At 36.2% G+C, this 19,773-nt stretch carries 21 protein-coding genes; 15 read left to right on the plus strand and 6 right to left on the minus strand.

Going from position 1 to position 19,773, the window contains the following annotated elements; genetic code table 11:
* Window positions 1-13 precede the first annotated feature (13 nt).
* The 3 genes from sdhA (at window position 14) to AABL52_RS04950 (ending at window position 3,100) form a co-directional block, all read left to right on the plus strand.
* Complete coding sequence (gene sdhA / locus AABL52_RS04940) at window positions 14-1,807, plus strand: succinate dehydrogenase flavoprotein subunit (RefSeq protein ID WP_061677094.1); 1,794 nt, start codon at window positions 14-16, stop codon at window positions 1,805-1,807.
* Window positions 1,800-2,561, plus strand: coding sequence for a succinate dehydrogenase iron-sulfur subunit (sdhB, locus tag AABL52_RS04945; RefSeq protein ID WP_001291830.1), 762 nt, complete (start codon window positions 1,800-1,802; stop codon window positions 2,559-2,561). Before sdhA ends, sdhB begins: the two co-directional genes overlap by 8 nt.
* A 92-nt stretch (window positions 2,562-2,653) precedes the next feature.
* Window positions 2,654-3,100: an acyl-CoA thioesterase gene (locus tag AABL52_RS04950; RefSeq protein WP_000822737.1), complete on the plus strand. Its 447-nt coding sequence runs from the start codon at window positions 2,654-2,656 to the stop codon at window positions 3,098-3,100.
* Window positions 3,101-3,136: 36 nt separating this feature from the next.
* Here the strand turns inward: AABL52_RS04950 and AABL52_RS04955 are convergent, their stop codons facing one another.
* Window positions 3,137-3,916 (minus strand): M15 family metallopeptidase, encoded by a 780-nt coding sequence (locus AABL52_RS04955; protein WP_341519003.1) that lies wholly within the window; start codon window positions 3,914-3,916, stop codon window positions 3,137-3,139.
* Between the two features lie 265 nt (window positions 3,917-4,181).
* On the opposite strand from AABL52_RS04955, the gene motA reads away from it, so the two are divergent.
* Window positions 4,182-4,976, plus strand: coding sequence for a flagellar motor stator protein MotA (gene motA / locus AABL52_RS04960; protein ID WP_063261307.1), 795 nt, complete (start codon window positions 4,182-4,184; stop codon window positions 4,974-4,976).
* On the plus strand, window positions 4,966-5,751 hold the full coding sequence (gene motB / locus AABL52_RS04965) for a flagellar motor protein MotB (RefSeq protein ID WP_063261306.1): 786 nt from the start codon (window positions 4,966-4,968) through the stop codon (window positions 5,749-5,751). The genes motA and motB overlap by 11 nt, the downstream gene beginning before the upstream one ends.
* A gap of 25 nt (window positions 5,752-5,776) precedes the next feature.
* On the opposite strand, the gene AABL52_RS04970 is transcribed toward motB, so the two are convergent.
* Entirely contained in the window at window positions 5,777-6,604 is an 828-nt protein-coding gene (locus AABL52_RS04970; protein ID WP_341519004.1) for a 5'-nucleotidase, lipoprotein e(P4) family, read from the minus strand.
* A 344-nt stretch (window positions 6,605-6,948) separates the two neighbouring features.
* On the opposite strand from AABL52_RS04970, the gene AABL52_RS04975 reads away from it, so the two are divergent.
* The 3 genes from AABL52_RS04975 (at window position 6,949) to AABL52_RS04985 (ending at window position 9,612) form a co-directional block, all read left to right on the plus strand.
* Complete coding sequence (locus AABL52_RS04975) at window positions 6,949-7,833, plus strand: ATP-binding cassette domain-containing protein (protein ID WP_141524312.1); 885 nt, start codon at window positions 6,949-6,951, stop codon at window positions 7,831-7,833.
* A gap of 2 nt (window positions 7,834-7,835) precedes the next feature.
* Window positions 7,836-9,062 carry an ABC transporter permease gene (locus AABL52_RS04980; protein WP_341519005.1) on the plus strand — a complete coding sequence of 409 codons (1,227 nt, stop codon included), beginning with the start codon at window positions 7,836-7,838 and terminating at the stop codon, window positions 9,060-9,062.
* A 118-nt stretch (window positions 9,063-9,180) separates the two neighbouring features.
* Window positions 9,181-9,612 (plus strand): Rrf2 family transcriptional regulator, encoded by a 432-nt coding sequence (locus AABL52_RS04985; protein WP_000512998.1) that lies wholly within the window; start codon window positions 9,181-9,183, stop codon window positions 9,610-9,612.
* 59 nt (window positions 9,613-9,671) lie between these two features.
* Here the strand turns inward: AABL52_RS04985 and AABL52_RS04990 are convergent, their stop codons facing one another.
* Window positions 9,672-10,337 (minus strand): MIP/aquaporin family protein, encoded by a 666-nt coding sequence (locus AABL52_RS04990; RefSeq protein WP_000913206.1) that lies wholly within the window; start codon window positions 10,335-10,337, stop codon window positions 9,672-9,674.
* 142 nt (window positions 10,338-10,479) lie between these two features.
* Window positions 10,480-11,445, minus strand: coding sequence for a DMT family transporter (locus tag AABL52_RS04995; RefSeq protein ID WP_341519006.1), 966 nt, complete (start codon window positions 11,443-11,445; stop codon window positions 10,480-10,482).
* Window positions 11,446-11,545: 100 nt separating this feature from the next.
* Here AABL52_RS04995 and AABL52_RS05000 point away from each other — a divergent pair, with 100 nt between their 5' ends.
* Entirely contained in the window at window positions 11,546-12,118 is a 573-nt protein-coding gene (locus AABL52_RS05000; RefSeq protein WP_098764102.1) for a helix-turn-helix domain-containing protein, read from the plus strand.
* A 65-nt stretch (window positions 12,119-12,183) separates the two neighbouring features.
* Here AABL52_RS05000 and AABL52_RS05005 read toward each other — a convergent pair whose 3' ends face one another.
* The gene (locus AABL52_RS05005) at window positions 12,184-12,369 is read right to left on the minus strand and encodes a PspC domain-containing protein (RefSeq protein ID WP_000044337.1); all 186 of its coding nucleotides are present in this window, start codon (window positions 12,367-12,369) and stop codon (window positions 12,184-12,186) included.
* Between the two features lie 187 nt (window positions 12,370-12,556).
* Between AABL52_RS05005 and AABL52_RS05010 the strand changes: the two genes are divergently transcribed.
* From AABL52_RS05010 to AABL52_RS05030, 5 genes are all read left to right on the plus strand, one after another.
* Window positions 12,557-13,798 (plus strand): amidohydrolase family protein, encoded by a 1,242-nt coding sequence (locus AABL52_RS05010; protein WP_341519007.1) that lies wholly within the window; start codon window positions 12,557-12,559, stop codon window positions 13,796-13,798.
* 98 nt (window positions 13,799-13,896) lie between these two features.
* A complete protein-coding gene (locus AABL52_RS05015) occupies window positions 13,897-15,192 on the plus strand; it encodes a purine/pyrimidine permease (protein WP_341519008.1) in 1,296 nt (431 codons plus the stop codon).
* A 165-nt stretch (window positions 15,193-15,357) separates the two neighbouring features.
* Window positions 15,358-15,582, plus strand: coding sequence for a spore germination transcription factor GerE (gene gerE / locus AABL52_RS05020; RefSeq protein ID WP_000659484.1), 225 nt, complete (start codon window positions 15,358-15,360; stop codon window positions 15,580-15,582).
* 98 nt (window positions 15,583-15,680) lie between these two features.
* Window positions 15,681-16,343: a type 1 glutamine amidotransferase domain-containing protein gene (locus AABL52_RS05025; RefSeq protein ID WP_097844049.1), complete on the plus strand. Its 663-nt coding sequence runs from the start codon at window positions 15,681-15,683 to the stop codon at window positions 16,341-16,343.
* Window positions 16,344-16,501: 158 nt separating this feature from the next.
* Entirely contained in the window at window positions 16,502-17,140 is a 639-nt protein-coding gene (locus AABL52_RS05030) for a TetR/AcrR family transcriptional regulator (protein WP_098238399.1), read from the plus strand.
* 49 nt (window positions 17,141-17,189) lie between these two features.
* On the opposite strand, the gene AABL52_RS05035 is transcribed toward AABL52_RS05030, so the two are convergent.
* Complete coding sequence (locus tag AABL52_RS05035) at window positions 17,190-17,873, minus strand: type 1 glutamine amidotransferase domain-containing protein (RefSeq protein WP_000728499.1); 684 nt, start codon at window positions 17,871-17,873, stop codon at window positions 17,190-17,192.
* Window positions 17,874-18,394: 521 nt separating this feature from the next.
* On the opposite strand from AABL52_RS05035, the gene AABL52_RS05040 reads away from it, so the two are divergent.
* Window positions 18,395-19,720, plus strand: coding sequence for an MFS transporter (locus AABL52_RS05040; protein ID WP_341519009.1), 1,326 nt, complete (start codon window positions 18,395-18,397; stop codon window positions 19,718-19,720).
* Window positions 19,721-19,773: the final 53 nt, after the last annotated feature.

A 19,773-nucleotide genomic window follows, 5' to 3' on the forward strand; every position in this document is an offset into this window, starting at 1 on the left:
GGAGTGGGAGAGCATGAAAGGGAAACTTATAGTAGTCGGCGGTGGCTTGGCTGGCTTAATGGCAACGATTAAAGCGGCGGAAGCAGGAGTAAATGTTGAACTGTTTTCTTTAGTACCAGTAAAACGTTCGCATTCTGTATGTGCCCAAGGTGGAATTAACGGTGCCGTAAATACAAAAGGTGAAGGGGATTCTCCATGGATCCACTTTGACGATACAATTTATGGTGGGGACTTCTTAGCGAACCAACCACCAGTCAAAGCAATGTGTGAAGCAGCACCTGGTATCATTCATTTAATGGACCGTATGGGTGTTATGTTCAACCGTACGGAAGAAGGACTTCTTGATTTCCGTCGTTTTGGTGGAACACAACATCACCGTACAGCATTTGCTGGTGCGACAACTGGACAGCAATTACTATACGCATTAGATGAGCAAGTACGTCGTCATGAAGTAGCAGGACTTGTAACGAAATACGAAGGTTGGGATTTCTTACGAGCTGTTGTGGATGACGAAGGTGTGTGCCGAGGAATCGTTGCACAAGACTTACAAACAATGGAGATTAAAAGTTTCCAAGCTGATGCCGTGATTATGGCAACAGGGGGCCCTGGTATCATCTTTGGAAAATCAACTAACTCTATTATAAATACAGGTACAGCAGCTTCTGCTGTATATCAACAAGGCGCATATTATGCAAACGGCGAGTTCATTCAAATCCATCCAACGGCAATTCCTGGAGACGATAAATTACGTCTTATGAGTGAATCTGCACGTGGTGAAGGTGGACGTGTTTGGACATATAAAGATGGTAAGCCATGGTACTTCCTAGAAGAAAAATATCCGGCTTACGGAAACCTTGTACCTCGTGATATTGCAACGCGTGAAATCTTTGACGTTTGCGTAGAGCAAAAACTAGGTATTAACGGTGAAAACATGGTGTACTTAGATCTTTCTCATAAAGATCCGAAAGAACTAGATATTAAACTTGGTGGAATTATTGAAATCTATGAGAAGTTTACAGGTGATGATCCTCGTAAACTACCAATGAAAATCTTCCCAGCAGTTCACTATTCAATGGGCGGGTTATGGGTTGATTATAAGCAGATGACAAGTATTCCAGGTTTATTTGCGGCAGGTGAGTGTGATTATTCTATGCACGGTGGTAACCGCCTTGGTGCGAACTCACTATTATCAGCAATTTACGGTGGTATGGTAGCAGGACCGAACGCGATTGAGTATATGAAAGGTCTTTCTAAATCATCTGATGCTGTTTCATCTACTGTATATGAACAAAATGAATTAATCGAAACAGAGAAATTTAACAATATTTTAACGCTCGATGGTAACGAAAATGCGTATGTTCTTCATAAAGAGCTTGGAGAATGGATGACAGATAACGTTACAGTAGTTCGTGAAAATAAAAAGCTACTAGAAACTGATGCGAAAATTGAAGAGTTAATGGCTCGTTACAAACGCATTAACATTAACGATACAGCGAGATGGAGTAACCAAGGTGCTTCATTTACACGCCAACTTGCAAATATGTTTGAGTTAGCACGTGTCATTACAATTGGCGCATATAACCGTAATGAAAGCCGCGGAGCGCATTACAAACCAGAATTCCCAAATCGTGATGATGCAAACTTCTTAAAAACTACGATGGCGAAATTTGAGGGAGAAGGAAAAGCACCAGCATTCCATTACGAAGAAGTGGATGTTTCATTAATTAAACCACGTAAACGTGACTATTCCTCAAAACATGATGTAGCTGCTAAGGGTGAAGAGAAGGGGGATAAGCAACATGTCTGAGAAAACAATCCGCCTCATCATTACGAGACAAGATGGACCAGATGCACAAGAGTTTGACCAAGAGTTTGAAATTCCATATCGTCCAAATATGAACATTATTTCGGCACTGATGGAAATTCGTCGTAATCCTGTTGATTCAAAAGGAAACCAGACGACTCCGATTGCATGGGATATGAACTGTTTAGAGGAAGTATGTGGCGCATGTTCGATGGTGATTAACGGAAAACCACGTCAATCATGTACAGCTCTTATTGATCAATTAGAACAACCAATTCGCTTAAAGCCGATGAAGACATTCCCAGTTGTACGTGACTTACAAGTTGACCGTAGTCGCATGTTTAACGCTCTAAAACGCGTTAAAGCTTGGATTCCAATTGATGGTACGTATGACTTAGGACCAGGACCAAGAATGCCTGAGAAGAAACGTCAATGGGCTTATGAGCTTTCAAAATGTATGACATGCGGTGTTTGCTTAGAGTCATGTCCAAACGTAAATAGTAAATCTGACTTTATTGGACCAGCACCGTTATCACAAGCTCGTTTATTCAACTCACATCCAACGGGTGAAATGCATAAAGCAGATCGCTTACGTGCAATTATGGGAGATGGAGGACTTGCAAACTGTGGTAACTCTCAAAACTGTGTGCAATCATGTCCAAAGGGTATTCCATTAACAACTTCAATTGCGGCATTAAACCGTGATACAACAATTCAATCGTTCAAAGATTTCTTTGGTAGCGACAATAACTATTAATAAATATTGCCTCTTCATGTAGAAGAGGCAATATTTATAACTTTATTTTTCTGTTTATTCTGTTTATTTTGAGGCGAAAAGGAGAGGGAACAATGAAGAGAATTTCTTATATTGAAGACTTTGAGCAATGGGAAAGTGGTTTTTCATTCTACAATCCTGTAAAAGTTCGTTTTGGTGAAGTAGATATGTTTGGACATGTAAATAATGTCGTTGCCTTTACTTATTTTGAAGAAGCACGTATCGCATTGTTTAAAGAACTTGGATTTATGCAAGAATGGACGCATGAATCTTCAGAAACAATGATTGTTGTTGCAGATTTACAATGCAATTTTATTAAGCAAATATATTTTGATGAACAGTTGAAGGTGTATGTAAAAGCGGGAGCGGTTGGGAATTCTTCTTTAGATTTGCATTATATGGTGAAGAATGCAGAAGGAGAAGTTTGTTTAGTTGGTCGTGGAATGATGGTTCAAGCATCGAAAAAAACAGGAAAAGGCGAACCGTGGCCTGGAGAGTGGAAGAAAAAATTACTACAATGATAGAGTGAAAGAAAAATAAGAGAGCAATTTGCTCTCTTATTTTTTGTCTTTCATTGCTTCTTCTAATGTTAAATGATGTTTATATATGTATGTAGCGTATGGATTACCGACGTAGCGTAAATGCCAAGGTTCATATGCATATTCTGTTGTTTCTGTTTTATCTTCTAAATAACGAATGACAAAGCCAAATTCATGAGCATGTTCTGCAACCCATTTTCCTTCGGCTGTCTCTCCGAAGATAGGCTCTAATTGGAATTTAGCAGATTTTGAACTAATATCCATTGCTAAACCAGTTTGATGTTCACTCGTACCAGGAATGGCACTTACTGAATCAGCTTCAGCTTTTCCTTGACGTCTAACATATGTATCATGTAATGATTTTTGGCGTTTGTATGAACGATAACCAGATACAGCTGTAAGTTCAAGTCCTTCTTTCTTTGCCGCTTCAAACATATTTTCAAGCGCATCTGCAGCATCTTTGCGCAGCAATGTTTTTTCTTTATCTTTTGGACTAGTAAATGGTACGTTCGGTCTTGTTAAGTCTTCAGGTGTGTATCCGTCTGGTAGTTTTCGATGTTTATTAACTAAGACAAGATTAGACTCTGGATTTGTTACAACGGAAAAATCATTGTCTAGTTTCTTTGCATTATGATCAGCTTTTGGAAAAGCAGGAATCTCTTCTTTTTGGTGATTACTATGCTGTTGATTTTCGACAGCTTTCGCCTCGTTTTGCAGTTGTGATTTAGAACCAAAGTAAGCGAAAGAAGTGATACCGATTACAATAGTAGTGGCAGAAATAATGATTATCTTTTTCATGATGCCTTGTAATCACAGTCCTTTCTTAATAAAATATGTATCGTTTTTTATTATAAATCTAGTTTACAGAAAAAGAAATATAAGAGTCGTAACGTAATAGAAATGCAAAGAAAATGTCAGAAAATGTGTGAAATTGTAGTATTTTTTCATATAATTCATTTCTTATCTTTCATGAAATTCATTTTTTATGTAATATATATACATAAGAAGATGTAGCGATTATCGAGAATGAAGAACTTCTTGTATAGACTAGGAGTGAATGGGAATGGATTTTGCAACAATTATTGGGCTCATTTTAGGATTTGTAGCGGTAGTAGTAGGGATGGTCGTCAAGGGCGCTGACGTAACAGCCTTATTGAATCCTGCCGCAGCATTAATTATTTTTATCGGTACATTTGCTGCAGTATGTATAGCATTTCCGATGAATCAACTAAAAAGGGTTCCAAAATTATTTAAAGTTCTTTTTGGTTCAAATAAAAAGGATTTAAGTTATGAACAGTTGCTAGAATTGTTTGTTCATTGGACATCAGAAAGTAGAAAATACGGTATTTTGTCTTTAGAGCAACAATTAGACAAAATTCAAGATGAATTTCTTTTACGTGGTATGAAATTTGTGATTGATGGCGTATCCGCAGAAGATTTAGAGCAGATTTTAGAAGCTGAATTAGAAGCAATTGAAGAAAGGCATGCAAAAGGAGCGGCAATTTTTTCTCAAGCTGGTACATATGCACCGACATTAGGGGTATTAGGTGCTGTTATTGGTCTTGTAGCTGCACTGGGCAATTTAACTGATATTGAAAAGTTAGGTCACGCTATTTCGGGTGCGTTTATTGCAACGATTTTTGGTATTTTTTCAGGCTATGTATTATGGCATCCATTTGCAAATAAATTAAAGCAAAAATCTGCAGCTGAATTAGAGAAAAAACGTTTAATTATTGATTGTTTATTAATGTTACAAGAGGGTACATATCCGTTTATTATGAAGAACCGCATTTTAGGTGCACTTTCTGCAACTGAGCGTAAAAAGCTTGAAAAAGGGGCAGAAAAAAATGCGGAGTAAAAAAAATAGAAGACGTAAGAAAAAAAAGCATGATGAACATATCGATGAAACTTGGTTAATCCCTTATTCTGATATGTTAACATTGTTATTTGCATTGTTTATCGTTTTATTTGCGATGAGTAGTATAGATGCTGCGAAGTTCAAACAGATGGCAGTAGCGTTTAGAAGCGAATTAGCAGGTGGAACAGGAAACAAAGAGTTTTTAAGTGATCAAAAGCCGAATGAAGAGAAAGAGTTATCGGCAAGTAGTCTAGAATCTGAGAAGATTAAAAAGAATGCTGAAGCTGAAGTAAAGCAGCAAGAAATGAACGAATTAAAAGCGGTACAAAAAGGTATCGATAAGTATATTGAGGAAAATCAATTATCTTCTTCTTTTAAAACTGATTTAACAGAAAAAGGACTAAAGGTAACGATATTAGAAAATGTACTATTTGATTCTGGGAAAGCGGACGTGAAATTAGAATCGCTAAGTATTGCAAAAGAAATGTCTAATTTACTTGTTTCAGCATCACCTCGTGAAATTACAGTATCTGGTCATACAGACAATGTTCCTATTGCAAATGCTCAATTTGCATCGAATTGGGAATTAAGTACGCAGCGAGCAGTTAATTTTATGCAGGTATTACTACAAAATAAAGAATTACAGCCAGGGAAATTTAGCGCAGTTGGTTACGGTGAATACCGTTCAATTGCCCCGAACGATACGCAAGAAGGAAAGGCGAAAAATAGACGTGTAGAAGTGTTTATTTTACCTTTAACGAGAAATATGCAATAAAGAGGATGGCGAATGCCATCCTCTTTTATTTTACATCAAATGATTTTAAGTTGTCGCGGCGGATTTTATCTTTTTCTGCATCTGATTTTTTGAAATCATAATCATATAAAGCACCTTCCCAATCACCATACATTGGATTCGGGAAAATAATAAATTTCTCACCAAATTGTGCTTTTGAATCTGCGACTGCTTGATTGCGATCGTTTACAGACTTTCCATCAAAACCAGTGAAATCAGATAAGTTATCGCCGAAGAATAAGACGATATCATGTGTTTGCGAAACGAGTTCACGGCGTTTTTCTTTTCCTTTTTCTTTCGGATCTTGTAGTAATATATGTTCTTTCGTTGCTTGAGGAGCACCTACACGCTCAAGATTTTTAATTGTTGCATCTAGTTGGTTCGTTTTACGATTTGAGATGTAGTAAATATCTACACCTTTAGATTCTGTATATTTTAAGAAATCAATTGCGCCTGGAAGGGCTTCAGCTTCAGCCTTATTAATCCAGTCATCCCATTTGTAAGGATAGCCTTTTCCTGTCTTTACACTCATTGCTTGATGAGGACTGTTATCTAAAACAGTTTCATCTAAATCCAGTACGATAGCAGGTTTTTTCTCTGTCCCTTTTGCAAGAATTGCATCGAGCTTTAATTGACCGATATTGTATCCTTGGTAGTAAAGTGCTTTCGTCTCACCAGCTGTTTGATACCATAAATCAGCCATTAATTGCTGGTCTGGTAATTTTGCCTTCTCTTCTTTCGCCACAGTTTTCTCTTGTGTTCCTGAACATGCTACAAGCGATGTAGATAGAACTGCTACAGATAATAAAGTGGTAATGCCCCTCTTCATCTTCATATGTATCCTCCTTGATGTTAGAAAATCAGTTAATATTATATATCGAAAAATAATATTTTTTGTATGAACATTTGCATATTGTCTTTTGTATATATAGTAGTATGTCCTATATTAGAAAGATAAGAAAAAATGATGGGAATTATTTTGACAAGTTTAATTGTCGAAATGACAATTATAATTGACAAATGACGTGATATTATTTACAATTTTAACTAAATAGAACAAATGATGGATTAAGGAGATGTTACATTTTAAAAGGGTGAAGCGTAGTGCTATATTTTATCCTGCATAAACATAGTCTTTGAAAGAGAGTATGAATGATATTAAAGGGGAGGCTTTATACTTTGAGTTTACAAATTCAAAACTTAACGAAACTATTTGGAGAATCAAAAGCAGTTAATGGCTTGCAAATTTCGTTACCTAAAGGTGAAGTGCTAGGATTACTTGGGCGAAATGGTGCAGGGAAAACAACGACAATCAAAATGCTTCTCGGATTATTAACGCCTAATGAAGGCTCTATTACATGGGATGGAAAAACATTTGGGACTAGTGGGGTAACAATTGGATATTTACCAGAAGAGAGAGGTTTATATACAAAAAGTAGAGTAATAGACCAGTTGCGATATTTTGGTAGATTAGAAGGAATGACGAAAAAAGAAGTAGATCTTGCTATTGATCACTGGTTAGATCGATTGGCAATACCGGAATATAAATTTAAAACGGCAGGAGAGCTTTCAAAAGGGAACCAGCAAAAAATCCAATTAATTGCTGCTCTTCTTCATAATCCTGAACTTCTCATTTTAGATGAACCGTTTAGCGGACTAGACCCAGTTAATGCTGGAATGTTAGCTAGCATTATTGAAGAACAAGTACAGAGCGGAAAGACCATTATTTTATCTAGTCATCGTATGGAACAAGTAGAGGCTTTTTGCCAGCATGTATGTATTTTGAAAAAAGGCGAAGCAGTCGTAAAAGGCCAGTTAAGTGATATTAAAAAAGAATATGGTTTCCGTAATTTAACGATTGAAGATACAGAAGAGAATGAGAAGGGATTAGAAGCTATACATGTATCGTATGAAAAACAACAAGGCCTTCTTTATGTGCAAGTACAAGATGATGCAGAAGCTCTAAAGATTTTGCAACAGTTGCAAGAACAAGGTGTTACTTTACGACAATTTAAAATGTTAGAGCCGACGTTAAACGAAATCTTTGTAGAGAGGGCGAAATAACGATGCGTAAATTTTCTCACGTATTTTCATTTTATTTTAGGGAATCATTTTTATCTAAAAGATCATTAATTACGAGTGCGATTTTGTTTTTAATTGTGTTTGGGATTTTTGCATTTAATCATTTTACTTCAAGTAATGATAAAAATAAGGATAAAGATAAAATTGCAGTTGTAGTAGAGAGTTCTACATATAAAATACAAAAAGAAGAGTTAAATAAGTTACTACCATCAGCTAAATTAACAATTGGTCTAAAAGAAGATTTTAATAAACTACATAAACAAGTAGAAGAAGGCGAGCTAGACGGTTTATTTCGTATAACTGAAAAGAATGGAGTTCCAGAAGTTACGTATATGTTTAATGGGTTCCCTAGTGAAACAACTTCTACAATTATGGCTAGTTATTTTAAGGCGCAATATACGGCGGTAACAATTGCTACACATAATGTTTCACCGGAAATTGCACAACAATTGCAAACTGAAATCTCAGTGAAACAAGAAGCGATTAAAGATCGTTCTGCTTCTTTCGGAATTGCCTATTTCTTTACATTTGCTTTGTATATGTTTATTGTCATGTTCGGAAGCACAATTGCGATGAATATTGCTTCTGAAAAAGCTTCTCGCGTTATGGAGGTCATGATTCCGAAAGTAAAACCGCTTACGATGATGTATGCGAAAATTTTAGCGGTTGTTTCAACGGCTTTATTACAACTTGTCATATTGGCATGTGGTTACCTAGTTCCTTGGTTACTAGGATGGGTAGATTTAGAAAATGGTTCCTTATTTGGATTGCCAATTGATTTTACAAAGTTAGATGCACAAGTTATCGGTATGTTCCTCATTTATTTTGTTACAGGATATTTCCTCTATGCGATGATGTATGCAGCGGCTGGTGCGGTTGTTTCTAAGACTGAGGATTTACAAGGTGTAATGGTACCGGTGTCGATTTTAATAATGGCAGCATTTTTTATAAGTCTTAAATCGCTAGGTGATCCAAATAGTACGATTGTTGTTGTAAGTTCTTATGTTCCATTCTTTACCCCGATGGTCACATTCTCACGCTTTGTAGCTGGTGAGACGGGTATGTTAGAAATTACGATAACACTGCTAGTTCTTTTAACGACAATCGGCATATTAAGTGCTGTTACAAGCCGCATTTACGTAAACGGTGTAATGAATTACTCAGATAAAGTGAAATTTAAAGATTTAGCGAAGTTTATAAAGCGTCAATAATGAGAGAAAAGTATGATTTCTTATTGGAATCATGCTTTTTCTTTATGTATAAATTAAAAATAGTATATAATAATAAGAGTCGTCTTTTAATAGAATGAATACAAAGGAGGGTGTGCAGATGGGGATTAGTAGTCGTTTTACAGTAGGTGTTCATATGTTAACGTTACTTGCGATAGATCGAAACTCTCGCTGTACCTCTGAATGGATTGCTGGTAGTGTGAATACAAATCCAGTTGTGATTCGTCGCATTACAGGAATGTTGAAGAGAGCAGGACTTGTTGATGTACAAGCTGGTAAAGGTGGTACGACACTTGCTCGTGATTTAGAAGAAATTACATTACTTGATGTATATAAAGCAGTGGAAGTTGTAGAAGAAGGACAGCTATTTTCCTTCCATGAAAATCCCAACATTGAATGTCCAGTAGGAGCTAATATTCAATCAGTACTAGAAATTATTTTAATGCAAGCGCAAGAAGCGATGGAAAACGTACTTGCAAATGTAACGGTAGATCAATTAGTTACAAACTTAAAGTCTAAAATGAAAGAGTAAAAAAGCGAGCATCCTCATAATGAGGGCTCGCCTTTTTTTATTCAGAAATATTGAAAATTCTATTTTTCAGTATTTAAAATAAATTTACCAACAATAGCTGCTACGATACCACCAAGAATTGGTGCAACGATGAATACCCATAGTTGAGAAAGTGCTTCTCCGCCAGCGAATAAAGCTGGTGCGATACTACGAGCTGGGTTAACAGAAGTTCCAGTTAACGGAATTCCTAATAAGTGAACTAAAACTAATGTGAAACCAATTACTAATCCTGCTAGAGAAGAACTTCCTTTTTTACCTGTTACAGCAACGATAACTAATACGAATACGAAAGTTAAAATAAATTCAACTAGAAATGCTCCAGATAAACCAAGAGTTCCAAAACCATTTTGTCCTAAATTATCTAAAGGTGTTTTAGCAGAGCGTAAAATCGTTACTAAAGTTGCAGTTCCTAATAAACCACCTAAAATTTGAGCTAATACATAATAACAAAGTTCCATAGCGTTCATTCTTTTGTTGATGAACATAGCTACTGATACTGCTGGGTTAATGTGACATCCAGAAATTGTTCCGATGCTATATGCCATAGCCACAATAGATAGACCGAAAGCCATAGCGATTCCTAATGTTCCAATTCCTTCAATTCCGCCGCCAATGACAGCTACTCCAGTTCCGAATAATACAAGTACAAATGTACCAATAAATTCAGCGATTGCTTTTTTTAACATAATTTACCTCCTAATATTGCACATGAAACGTATTATAACATAGGTTTTAGTATAAACAGCTAATGAAATACTATTCTGATAAGGCGAAATAGGGGGACAATAAAAAAGAGTATGGTTCTTTGTTATAGAACCATACTCTTTTTTATGCTGTTTTTTTCTGTTTAACGACTGGAACAGAGCGGTTTAAAATGCTATTTGCAACCATTCCTAACATAATAATAATCATTCCAATTAGGGAAAGACCACCAGGGAATGAACCATTTAAGAAAACAATTTCGCCAAGTACGGTAAAGACCATCGTTCCAGCTTGTGTTGCTTCAACAGCTCCAAGTAGAGCGAGGTTATCTTTTGCTAAGTCAGTAGCAAAGAAAAATGTCATCGTTGCAATTACGCCAGAACATAATGCTAACAAAAAGCCTTGCAACATTTGACTCGATGTTGGAATACCGGTAGTAGAAAATCCGTATATACCAAGTAAAATTGTTATAGGAAGACTTCCGATTGCCATTCCTAATACGCGTTGAAACGTATCGAGACGCCCGCCAACAAGTTCCATCATTTTTCGGTTGCCGAATGGATATAAGAAGGCTGCTACTACGACAGGTAAAAATCCTGAAATAAACTGAGTCATTGTAATATGACCTGCTGCAGTTGCTTGCATACAAATTACACCAAGTAAAATAAATAATGCAACATATAAACTGCGAAGTGGAATTTTTCCACGTACAAGTTTTGTGCCTGATTTCGTTTCTATTTTAATGAAGAATAATGGGGATAAAAGTAACCCTGCTAATATCGTAACTTGCCAAGTTCCAGCAACGAGCCAAGCTGGAGAAAAGACAGCTGCAAAACTTAATAAAGAATAGAAACCAATACCAGCAACAGAACCCCATCCGATCCATGCTAATGGATGTTTCTTTAATTCTTCCCATAAGTCTCTTAAGTTTTTGCGAAATAAAACGATAAGGAATAAAATAGGGAGAGCAAATAAAAAACGGAAGGAAGCTGTCCAGGCCCAGCTCGTTCCAGATACATTCATCGCTCGATTAATAATAAAGGTTGCGGAAAAAAAGGCTGATGATAAAAGGCCTAATAAAATTGCGCGCATAAAGTATTGCACTCCTTTCGGAATTTGATGATTATGTATAGTATAATATACTTTAAAAAGATAAAAGTAAACTATTTTATACTTTAAGGTGGTTTTATAGATGAAAGAACATGAAGATATGCAAACGAAAGAAGTCATTCAGCAAGTAGGTCAGCTATTAAGACAAATTCGAAATGAACAAAAATTAAGTTTAGAAGAATTAGCCCAAAAAACAGGAGTTAGTAAATTAACATTAGGAAAGATTGAGAGAGGAGAAACGAATCCGACGTTAGCTGTCATTTGGAAAATAACAAAAGGGTTATCGATTCCTTTATCGAGGTTGATGGTTGTTGGAGAACCTGTAGCTGTTGCGCGCTGCGGAGAAGGATTTGCAGTAGATGTAGGACAAGCATGGCACTTAGAAACGATGTTCCGTTATACGAAAGAAACAGGAATGGAAATGCACCGTGCTTGTTTAAGATCGAATAGTATATATGAACCAGAAGCTCATCATGAAGGTGCTATTGAGCTTGTAACGGTCATGAAGGGGAAAGTATCGATTCAAGTGGAAAACGATGTATACGAATTAAATGAGTTTGACTCTATTCAATTTGAAGCGAACAAAAAACATAGTTATAGAAATGAAGAAGATGAAGTAGCGGTATTACATTTAACGATGAAATATTCTTCATAAAAAAATCACCTATAGAATTCTATAGGTGATTTTTTATATTTCGATTAAGTATATGCAGGATGACACTAGTACGAACGTGGCATAAGTAATAAACAAATGAAATAAACTAAAAAACCAGTCCCAAAACATAAAACAGCAATGACCCAAAGTATGCGAATGAGGGTAGAGCTAATATCAAAATATTCCCCTAAACCACCGCATATACCAAATAGCATTTTATCAGTTTCGGATTTACATAACCTTTTTGACATCTTCCAATCCACTCCTTTTTTAGCAAGCTATATACTTCTATTCTATATGGAAATTTATGAGAAGACTATGCGGTTGTATTACATTTTTTTTAGGGAACAGTCGTATTAATTGTCTTAATTTTCAGTTGATATTAAAATTATAGTAAGAGGTATGAGGTAACTTTTAATAAAGGGTGGGGGAATAGAGATGATGGTATATTGGTTGACTAATGTAATGCTTGAATCGGGATATACATATGAAGAGGGGAGAATTTCCCAAACAGAAACAGAGTTATGTAGTTTACTCATTGAAGATGGACGAATTAAAAAAATAATAGCAGGGGCTGTTCAAGAGGAAGGGGTACTAATTCTTGATGCTAATCGTTTATTAATTTTGCCTGCTTTCGAAGAGATGCATATTCACATTGATAAAACCTATTATAGTGGCCCTTGGAAGGCATGTATGCCAGCAGAGAATATTTTCACGCGTTTTAATGAAGAAGAAAAAATTTTGCCGAAGCAATTAGCAACTGCTCAAGATAGGGCGGAAAATATGTTAGCGTTATTGCTTCGAAATGGTGCAACGAATATAAGAACGCATTGTAATGTTGATCCGGTAATTGGACTTGGTAATTTGGAGGCGACGTTAGCGGCGTTGGAAACATATAAAAATCAGGTTTCTGGTAGAATTGTTGCTTTTCCGCAACATGGATTATTGCGCAGTAATTCTGTGCAACTTGTGAAAGATGCGATGCGTATGGGGGCGAATCTAGTCGGTGGAGTAGATCCAGCTACAGTGGATAATGATATTGAAAAATCATTACATACCATTATGGATATCGCAGTAGAATTTAATGCGGATGTTGATATTCATCTGCATGATGCGAATAATCTTGGAACGTTTACGATGAAGAGATTGGCAAGTCTAACAGAAGAAGCGGGATGGCAAGGTCGCGTAACAATTAGTCATGCGCTTGGACTTGGTGGTGTTACGGATAAAGAAGCTGAAGAAGTGGTGGAAAGACTAGCTGCTTTAAACATTGATATTACTTCAACCGTGCCAATTGGGAAACAAGTAATCCCGATTCCGTTATTAGATAAAAAAGGTGTGAAAGTTTCGTTAGGAAATGATAGTATTACTGATCATTGGTCACCGTTTGGAACAGGTGATATGCTGCAAAAGGCAAATCGATTGGCAGAACGTTTTGGGTGGAGTGATGAAAGGTCTTTAGGAAAAGCCCTTCGCTTTATTACGGGAGGAAAAGAAACGTTAAACAATGAGGGGAAGCGAGTATGGCCGAATGTAGGAGATGAAGCGAGTTTTGTTTTGACAAATGCAATATGCGTCGCTGAAGCAGTAGCGCGTCAAACAGAGAAGCGTTTCGTTGTACATAAAGGAAATATTGTTGTTGGTAGTTTAAATGAGGTGGAATTAAATAATCTTGTGTAAAAGAATCGTTTGAATGCTTTGAGGAGGGTTCTAATTGTGAGTGTAGAACTCTTCTTTTTTATGCTTACAATATATTTCTTATAGGTTAGCTAGGAAGGATGAAAAAGTTGGACAATCAACATAACCAAAATCATATTATGGGAACTTTGCAATGGTTTATATTTTTATTAGCGAATTCAATCGCATTACCAATTGTCGTTGGCGGATTATTTCATCTTACGACGGAAGAAATATTTTATTTAATGCAGCGTACATTCTTTGTAGTTGGTATATCTTCTTTTTTACAAGGTTGGCTTGGACATAGACTACCAATTGCGGATGGACCAGCTGGATCTTGGGTTGGCGTATTTACTGTACTTGCCTACGCAACTGTCGGGCAAGATCAATTACATAGTACGTTGCAAATTTTAGAATTAGGAATGATAATTTCCGGTGTTGTTTTAATAGGATTAGGAATCACTGGTTTTATCGGACGTATTTTATTTTTATTTACGCCGCTTGTGACAGGGACGTTTTTACTTTTATTATGTTTACAATTAAGTGGTGTATTTCTAAAAGGAATGCTAGGAATTACTGCTACCGTTTCTCAAATCGATGGATTTACAGCGATAATTGCGTTTAGTATATTTCTTTTCGTTATTATACTATCTAACTTCGGAAAAGGTTTTGTCAAAAGTTATGCGGTTTTAATAGGATTAATTAGTGGGTGGATTCTTTTTCTAATGGCAGGAAAAGTGACGATTCCATCTCAAGTAACTCATTTTGTGCAACTTCCACAAATATTTGCTTGGGGACTTCCGAAATGGAATACAGGTATGGCTGTATCAAGTTTCGTTATGGTATGTATTTTAGTTTCTAATACAGTGGCAGCTATTATAGCGATTAATCAAGCTACCATTCAAAAAGGGACTATTGAACAGAAACAGTTGAAGGATGGTACATGGGTTGGAGGGATCTCGCATATCATTTCTTCTGTATTTTCAACTGTAGGTGTCGTGCCATTACCAGCGACGGCAGGGTTTATACGTTTAACGAAACAAAAGTATATACAATCGTTCTTACTAGCATGTATGTTACTAGTCGTAATGTCGCTGTTTCCAAGTATTATTCGTTACTTAGCATCGTTGCCATCCGCTGTCGCATCTGCAGTTTTAATGGCTTCGTTCGTACAGCTAATTGGAATTGGATTTCATAATATAAAACAAGTGCCAATGAGCGAAAGGAATGTAACGATTTTAGGAGTTGCTGTATTATTTGGAAGCGGTGTTATGTTTTTACCGTCTGGAGCACTCCAATCACTGCCGTCTGTGATGCAATATATATTCGGAAATGGTTTGTTCGTAGGTACAGTTGTCAGCATATTACTAGAACAAATATGGCGTACTGAAAAGTGAGTGGATACAAAGAGTGTCTGCACTGTATAAAAGTCTAAAATAACATGTGAAATAAAGCCCATTTTCATTCACCACCCGCACATTTCGTTCATACAATATCTTGACTAAATAAACACCCAACTTACACACACACGGCTCTGGCTTAAGCAAGGAGGGTTATACCAGTTGAAGGAAAAAGCGTATCAATCTAAACCGTTACTCACAAAGAGAGAGAGAGAAGTATTTGAATTACTGGTTCAAGATAAAACAACGAAGGAAATTGCAGGTGAACTTTTTATCAGTGAAAAAACAGTACGCAACCACATCTCAAACGCAATGCAAAAGCTAGGAGTTAAAGGACGTTCACAAGCAGTTGTTGAGCTTCTTCGCATGGGAGAGCTCGAACTATAAAAAGAAAGCCGACTTTTATATGAAGAGTCGGCTATTTTTCTGTCTGTTTCATGTTCTATAAGAACACTTCATACATAAATAGGTAGTAAGGAGGGGATATGTTGAAAAGGATATTGTTAGTTTCAACAAGCGCTCATGATATGAATGGACACCCGACTGGTTTGTGGCTGGAAGAGCTCGCAGCTCCTTATAATGTATTTAAAAAGGCTAAGTTCGATGTTGATATTGTGTCGATAAAGGGTGGTAGAGTACCTATTGATAGAGTGTCTATTCCGAACGGGATACCTCGTGAATTTAAGCATGTTGCTTCTTTATTGCAAAATGCGAAGCCGATCTCAACGGTTCAGTTTTCGGATTATGATGCGGTTTTATTTGGTGGTGGGCACGGAGCAATTGTAGATTTTCCAGGTAATCCATATGTTGCAAATTTGATTGAGAATATGTACAACAATAACCGGATTGTAGCAGCTGTTTGTCACGGAGTAAGCTCTTTAGTCGGTGTGAAAAATAAAGATGGCTCGTTTTTTGTTGCCGGTAAGCGTATAACAGGTTATACGAATGATGAGGAAAAAGCTGTACATTTAGAAAAGCGAGTGCCTTTTTTATTAGAAAGTAAATTGAAAGAAGAAGGGGCTTTGTTTTATGTTGCTCCAAATTTCACGCCGCATGTCGTAGTAGATGGGCGTTTAATTACAGGGCAAAATCCGCAGTCTAGTATGGAAATAGGTAAAGCTATAAGAAGAGCTGTTAATACATTATAGAAAAAGTGCTCGCTACTCACAAATATAGCGGGCATTTTGCTATAGTGTAAATAATAAATCCCTTAAACTAAAAAGATATATTGAGTATAATGACTTCATTTATAATTAATCGTGAATTTGCTATACTATTTGTATGGACAAAAGGGGAGGCTCTTTTAATGAGAAAAGTCGCGTGTGCAAATACTTATATTAATAAAATAAAGCCCGTTATTAGAAAAACGAGTTTTAGTCAATTGAAAATAGATGAAATTGCGAAATATATGGATATTAGTAAAGCTACTTTATATAAACGTTTTTCTTCAAAAGATGAGATTATTGAAGCTGTGGTAGAAGATTTTATGAACTACCTTCTTGAAGGAGATGCGGATAATCAAGATGAAAGTATGTCTTTTGCAGAACGTTTCCAAAAGACGTTTATCCACTCTTTAAAATGTGTGACATATATTTCCGATGTCTTTTTACAAGATTTGAAAGAGGCATATCCGCACTTATCTGATCAGTTAGTCGCTGCACAACAAAATCGTAATCAAAATTTGCAAATGTTTTTTGAAGCTGGTATGGAACAAGGCTACTTTAATAAAATGAATGCGCAATTATTTATGGTGCAAGATGATGTGATGTTAAGACGTATTATAGATCATTCTTTTTGTATTCAGTACGATATTACGTTAAAGAAAGCGATACTTGATTTTTATCAACTAAAGAAGTATCAACTTTTTAAACCAGAGTATATAGAAGCAATTGATGATTCTAAAGTTGAAAAAGAAGTTATTGCTATTTTGCAAATGATTTCGTAAAAAAGCAGATTTTCCTGGATTAATGGAAAATCTGCTTTTTTATTACTTGTTATTTGTTTACGTGTTGTAATACTAATTCAGCTACTGAACCACCTGAAGCTGGGTTTTGACCAGTGATAACACGATTATCTTCTACAGCGTAAGCTTCCCAAGGCTGCGCAGCTTTTTCGTAAAGCCCTCCGTTTTTAATGAGTTCATCTTCTGTTAAAAATGGAACGAATTGATCTAGTTCCGCTAATTTTTCTTCTTCGTTTGAAAATCCTGTTACTTTTTTACCGCTAATTAAACGTTCCCCATTACTTAATGTGATGTGAAATAAACCAGCAGCTCCGTGACAAACAGAGGAAACAATTCCGCCATTTTCATAAATGTTGCGGCTAATCATTTGAAGTTCTTTATTTTCTGGGAAGTCCCAAATTACACCGTGACCGCCTGCGTAATAAATAACAGCGTAGTCTTCTGGATTCAATTCACTCGGCTTCATTGTAGAACCGAGACGATTCATAAATTCTTTCTTTTGATACCATTCCCAATCGATGCTCTCCGCCATTGCTAAACTATGCGGATCAATCGGTGTATAGCCGCCTTGTGGGCTGACATAATCTACTTCGTAACCAGCGTCTTCTACTTTTTTTACAAAATGGACAGCTTCACCGAGCCAAAGCCCAGTCGCTCTATTTAAATTTGGATATTTTTCTACGCTTGTTAATACGACTAACATTTTTTTCTTCATCATAATCCTCCTGTAATTTTTCTTCTATATAAAAGTTCTTTATTTATTTGGTTTTATTAAGTTAGAAATTGCAAATTTGAATAACCATGTCAGTCCTCCTTATATCGGATTCGAAATTAGTGTATAACAATTTTTGAACAAAGTAAACTAAAAACACTAAATCAGTTCACTTTGTATATTTTTCGTTGACAAACTGTAATGCTGAAACTATGATAGTTCCATGAATATCGAACAACGTACGTGTTTCGTTTCGAATTCAGTTTGTCGCGCGATACATGTATATATTTGATGCAGTTGTTCAGTAGTGATAGAGGAGCTAAACAACTTTATCCCGCATTAACGGGCAGTAAGATCCTCCACCTCTAAATTCAGCGAAAGCAAAGAAGTTAGGTGGGGATCAACTGTCCGTAAAAGCCCGATTGGTGAAGGCTAATAATCAGCAGGGAATGAAGAACCCACGCTGATTAAAGTTTCACTTTGTTTTTCATTTACAGTTACTACAATCAAGAGAGGTGTTACACATGGGGAAAGATATAAGTAACCATTCAAAATGGTTTGTTTTCACATTATGTTTTATCGTTTTATTAGGACCGATGAATGCGGTTTTATTTAATGTAGCGTTAGAGGATATGGCTCATGATTTATCCATTAGCCAGTCGAAAGTAAGTTGGGTTGTAGTAGGTTATTCCTTAATTGTCGGTATTGGTTCGATGATATATGGGAAGCTGGCTGATCGTTACAGTGTAAAAAAACTATTAATTATTTCAATTATCATATTTGTAGCGGGTTCTATTATTGGATTTATGAATCAATCTTATGCGGTTACCATTATTGCAAGATTAGTGCAGGCGAGTGGAGGAGCGGCGTTTATTGCGCTTAGTATGATTGCAGTGGCAAAGTTAGTTGTTCCTGCTAAGAAGCCTGGTGCGTTAGCTATGATTAGTTCATCTATTGCATTAGCGATAGGTATTGGTCCTTTAGTTGGTGGCGCTATTACAAATACATTAGGGTGGCCATATTTATTTTTATTTATGGTTATTTCAGTAGTGGGGATTTTCTTGCTTATAAAATTTATGCCAGAAGAAGCGCGGCATACGGATGGAGCGTTTCATTTTGATTACATTGGAGCGGCGTTATTATTTGCATTCATTACGACTGTGTTATTAGGAGTAAATATTAATAGTTGGCTATTTGTGTTATCGGTTGCTTTCTTATTTTTATTCATGGTTCGTATGAAGAACGCGGAGCATCCATTTATTGATATTGAGTTGTTTACAAATAAACCATTTCTTCGTTTAATAGCGGTCGGATTTATAATGAATGTGGCACTATGTGCTAGTTTATTATTATTACCATTACTGTTAGGAAGAGAGCACGGATTGTCTCCATTCGTTATCGGAATTGCACTGTTTGTTGCATCACTCTTTGGTATTGTATCTAGTTTTCTTACTGGAAAGATTGTCCCTTCGTTTGGAAATGTGAACATGATTTATGTAGCGTCTGCCATTATGATTGTTGGCTTTTTAATTTTAGGGCTTATTCCGAATGGAAGTATAGTCGTTATTGTATTGGCGATTATTTTAACGTTTATGAGTTATTCGGCTATTCAAGTATCAGTAAACACATTTATACCGAAAACATTACATCCAGCTAAAGTTGGAGTCGGTCTTGGTTTATATAATTTAATTAACTTTTTCGGTATGGCATTTGGACCAGCTGTAGCGAGCAAAATTATGGAATCTACAAATAGTTATCGTTTGAATTTTATTTTAATCGTCATGTTAATTTCTGCTCATTTCTTCTTATTAATAGGAATGTCTTCCTTCCAAAAAAAGATGGAGCAATAAATACGCGCTTTATATAGAAGAAACCGACTTTCATATAGAAGGTCGGTTATTTT

The sequence above is a fragment of the Bacillus paramobilis genome, from assembly GCF_038096195.1.
GTDB lineage: Bacteria > Bacillota > Bacilli > Bacillales > Bacillaceae_G > Bacillus_A > Bacillus_A mobilis.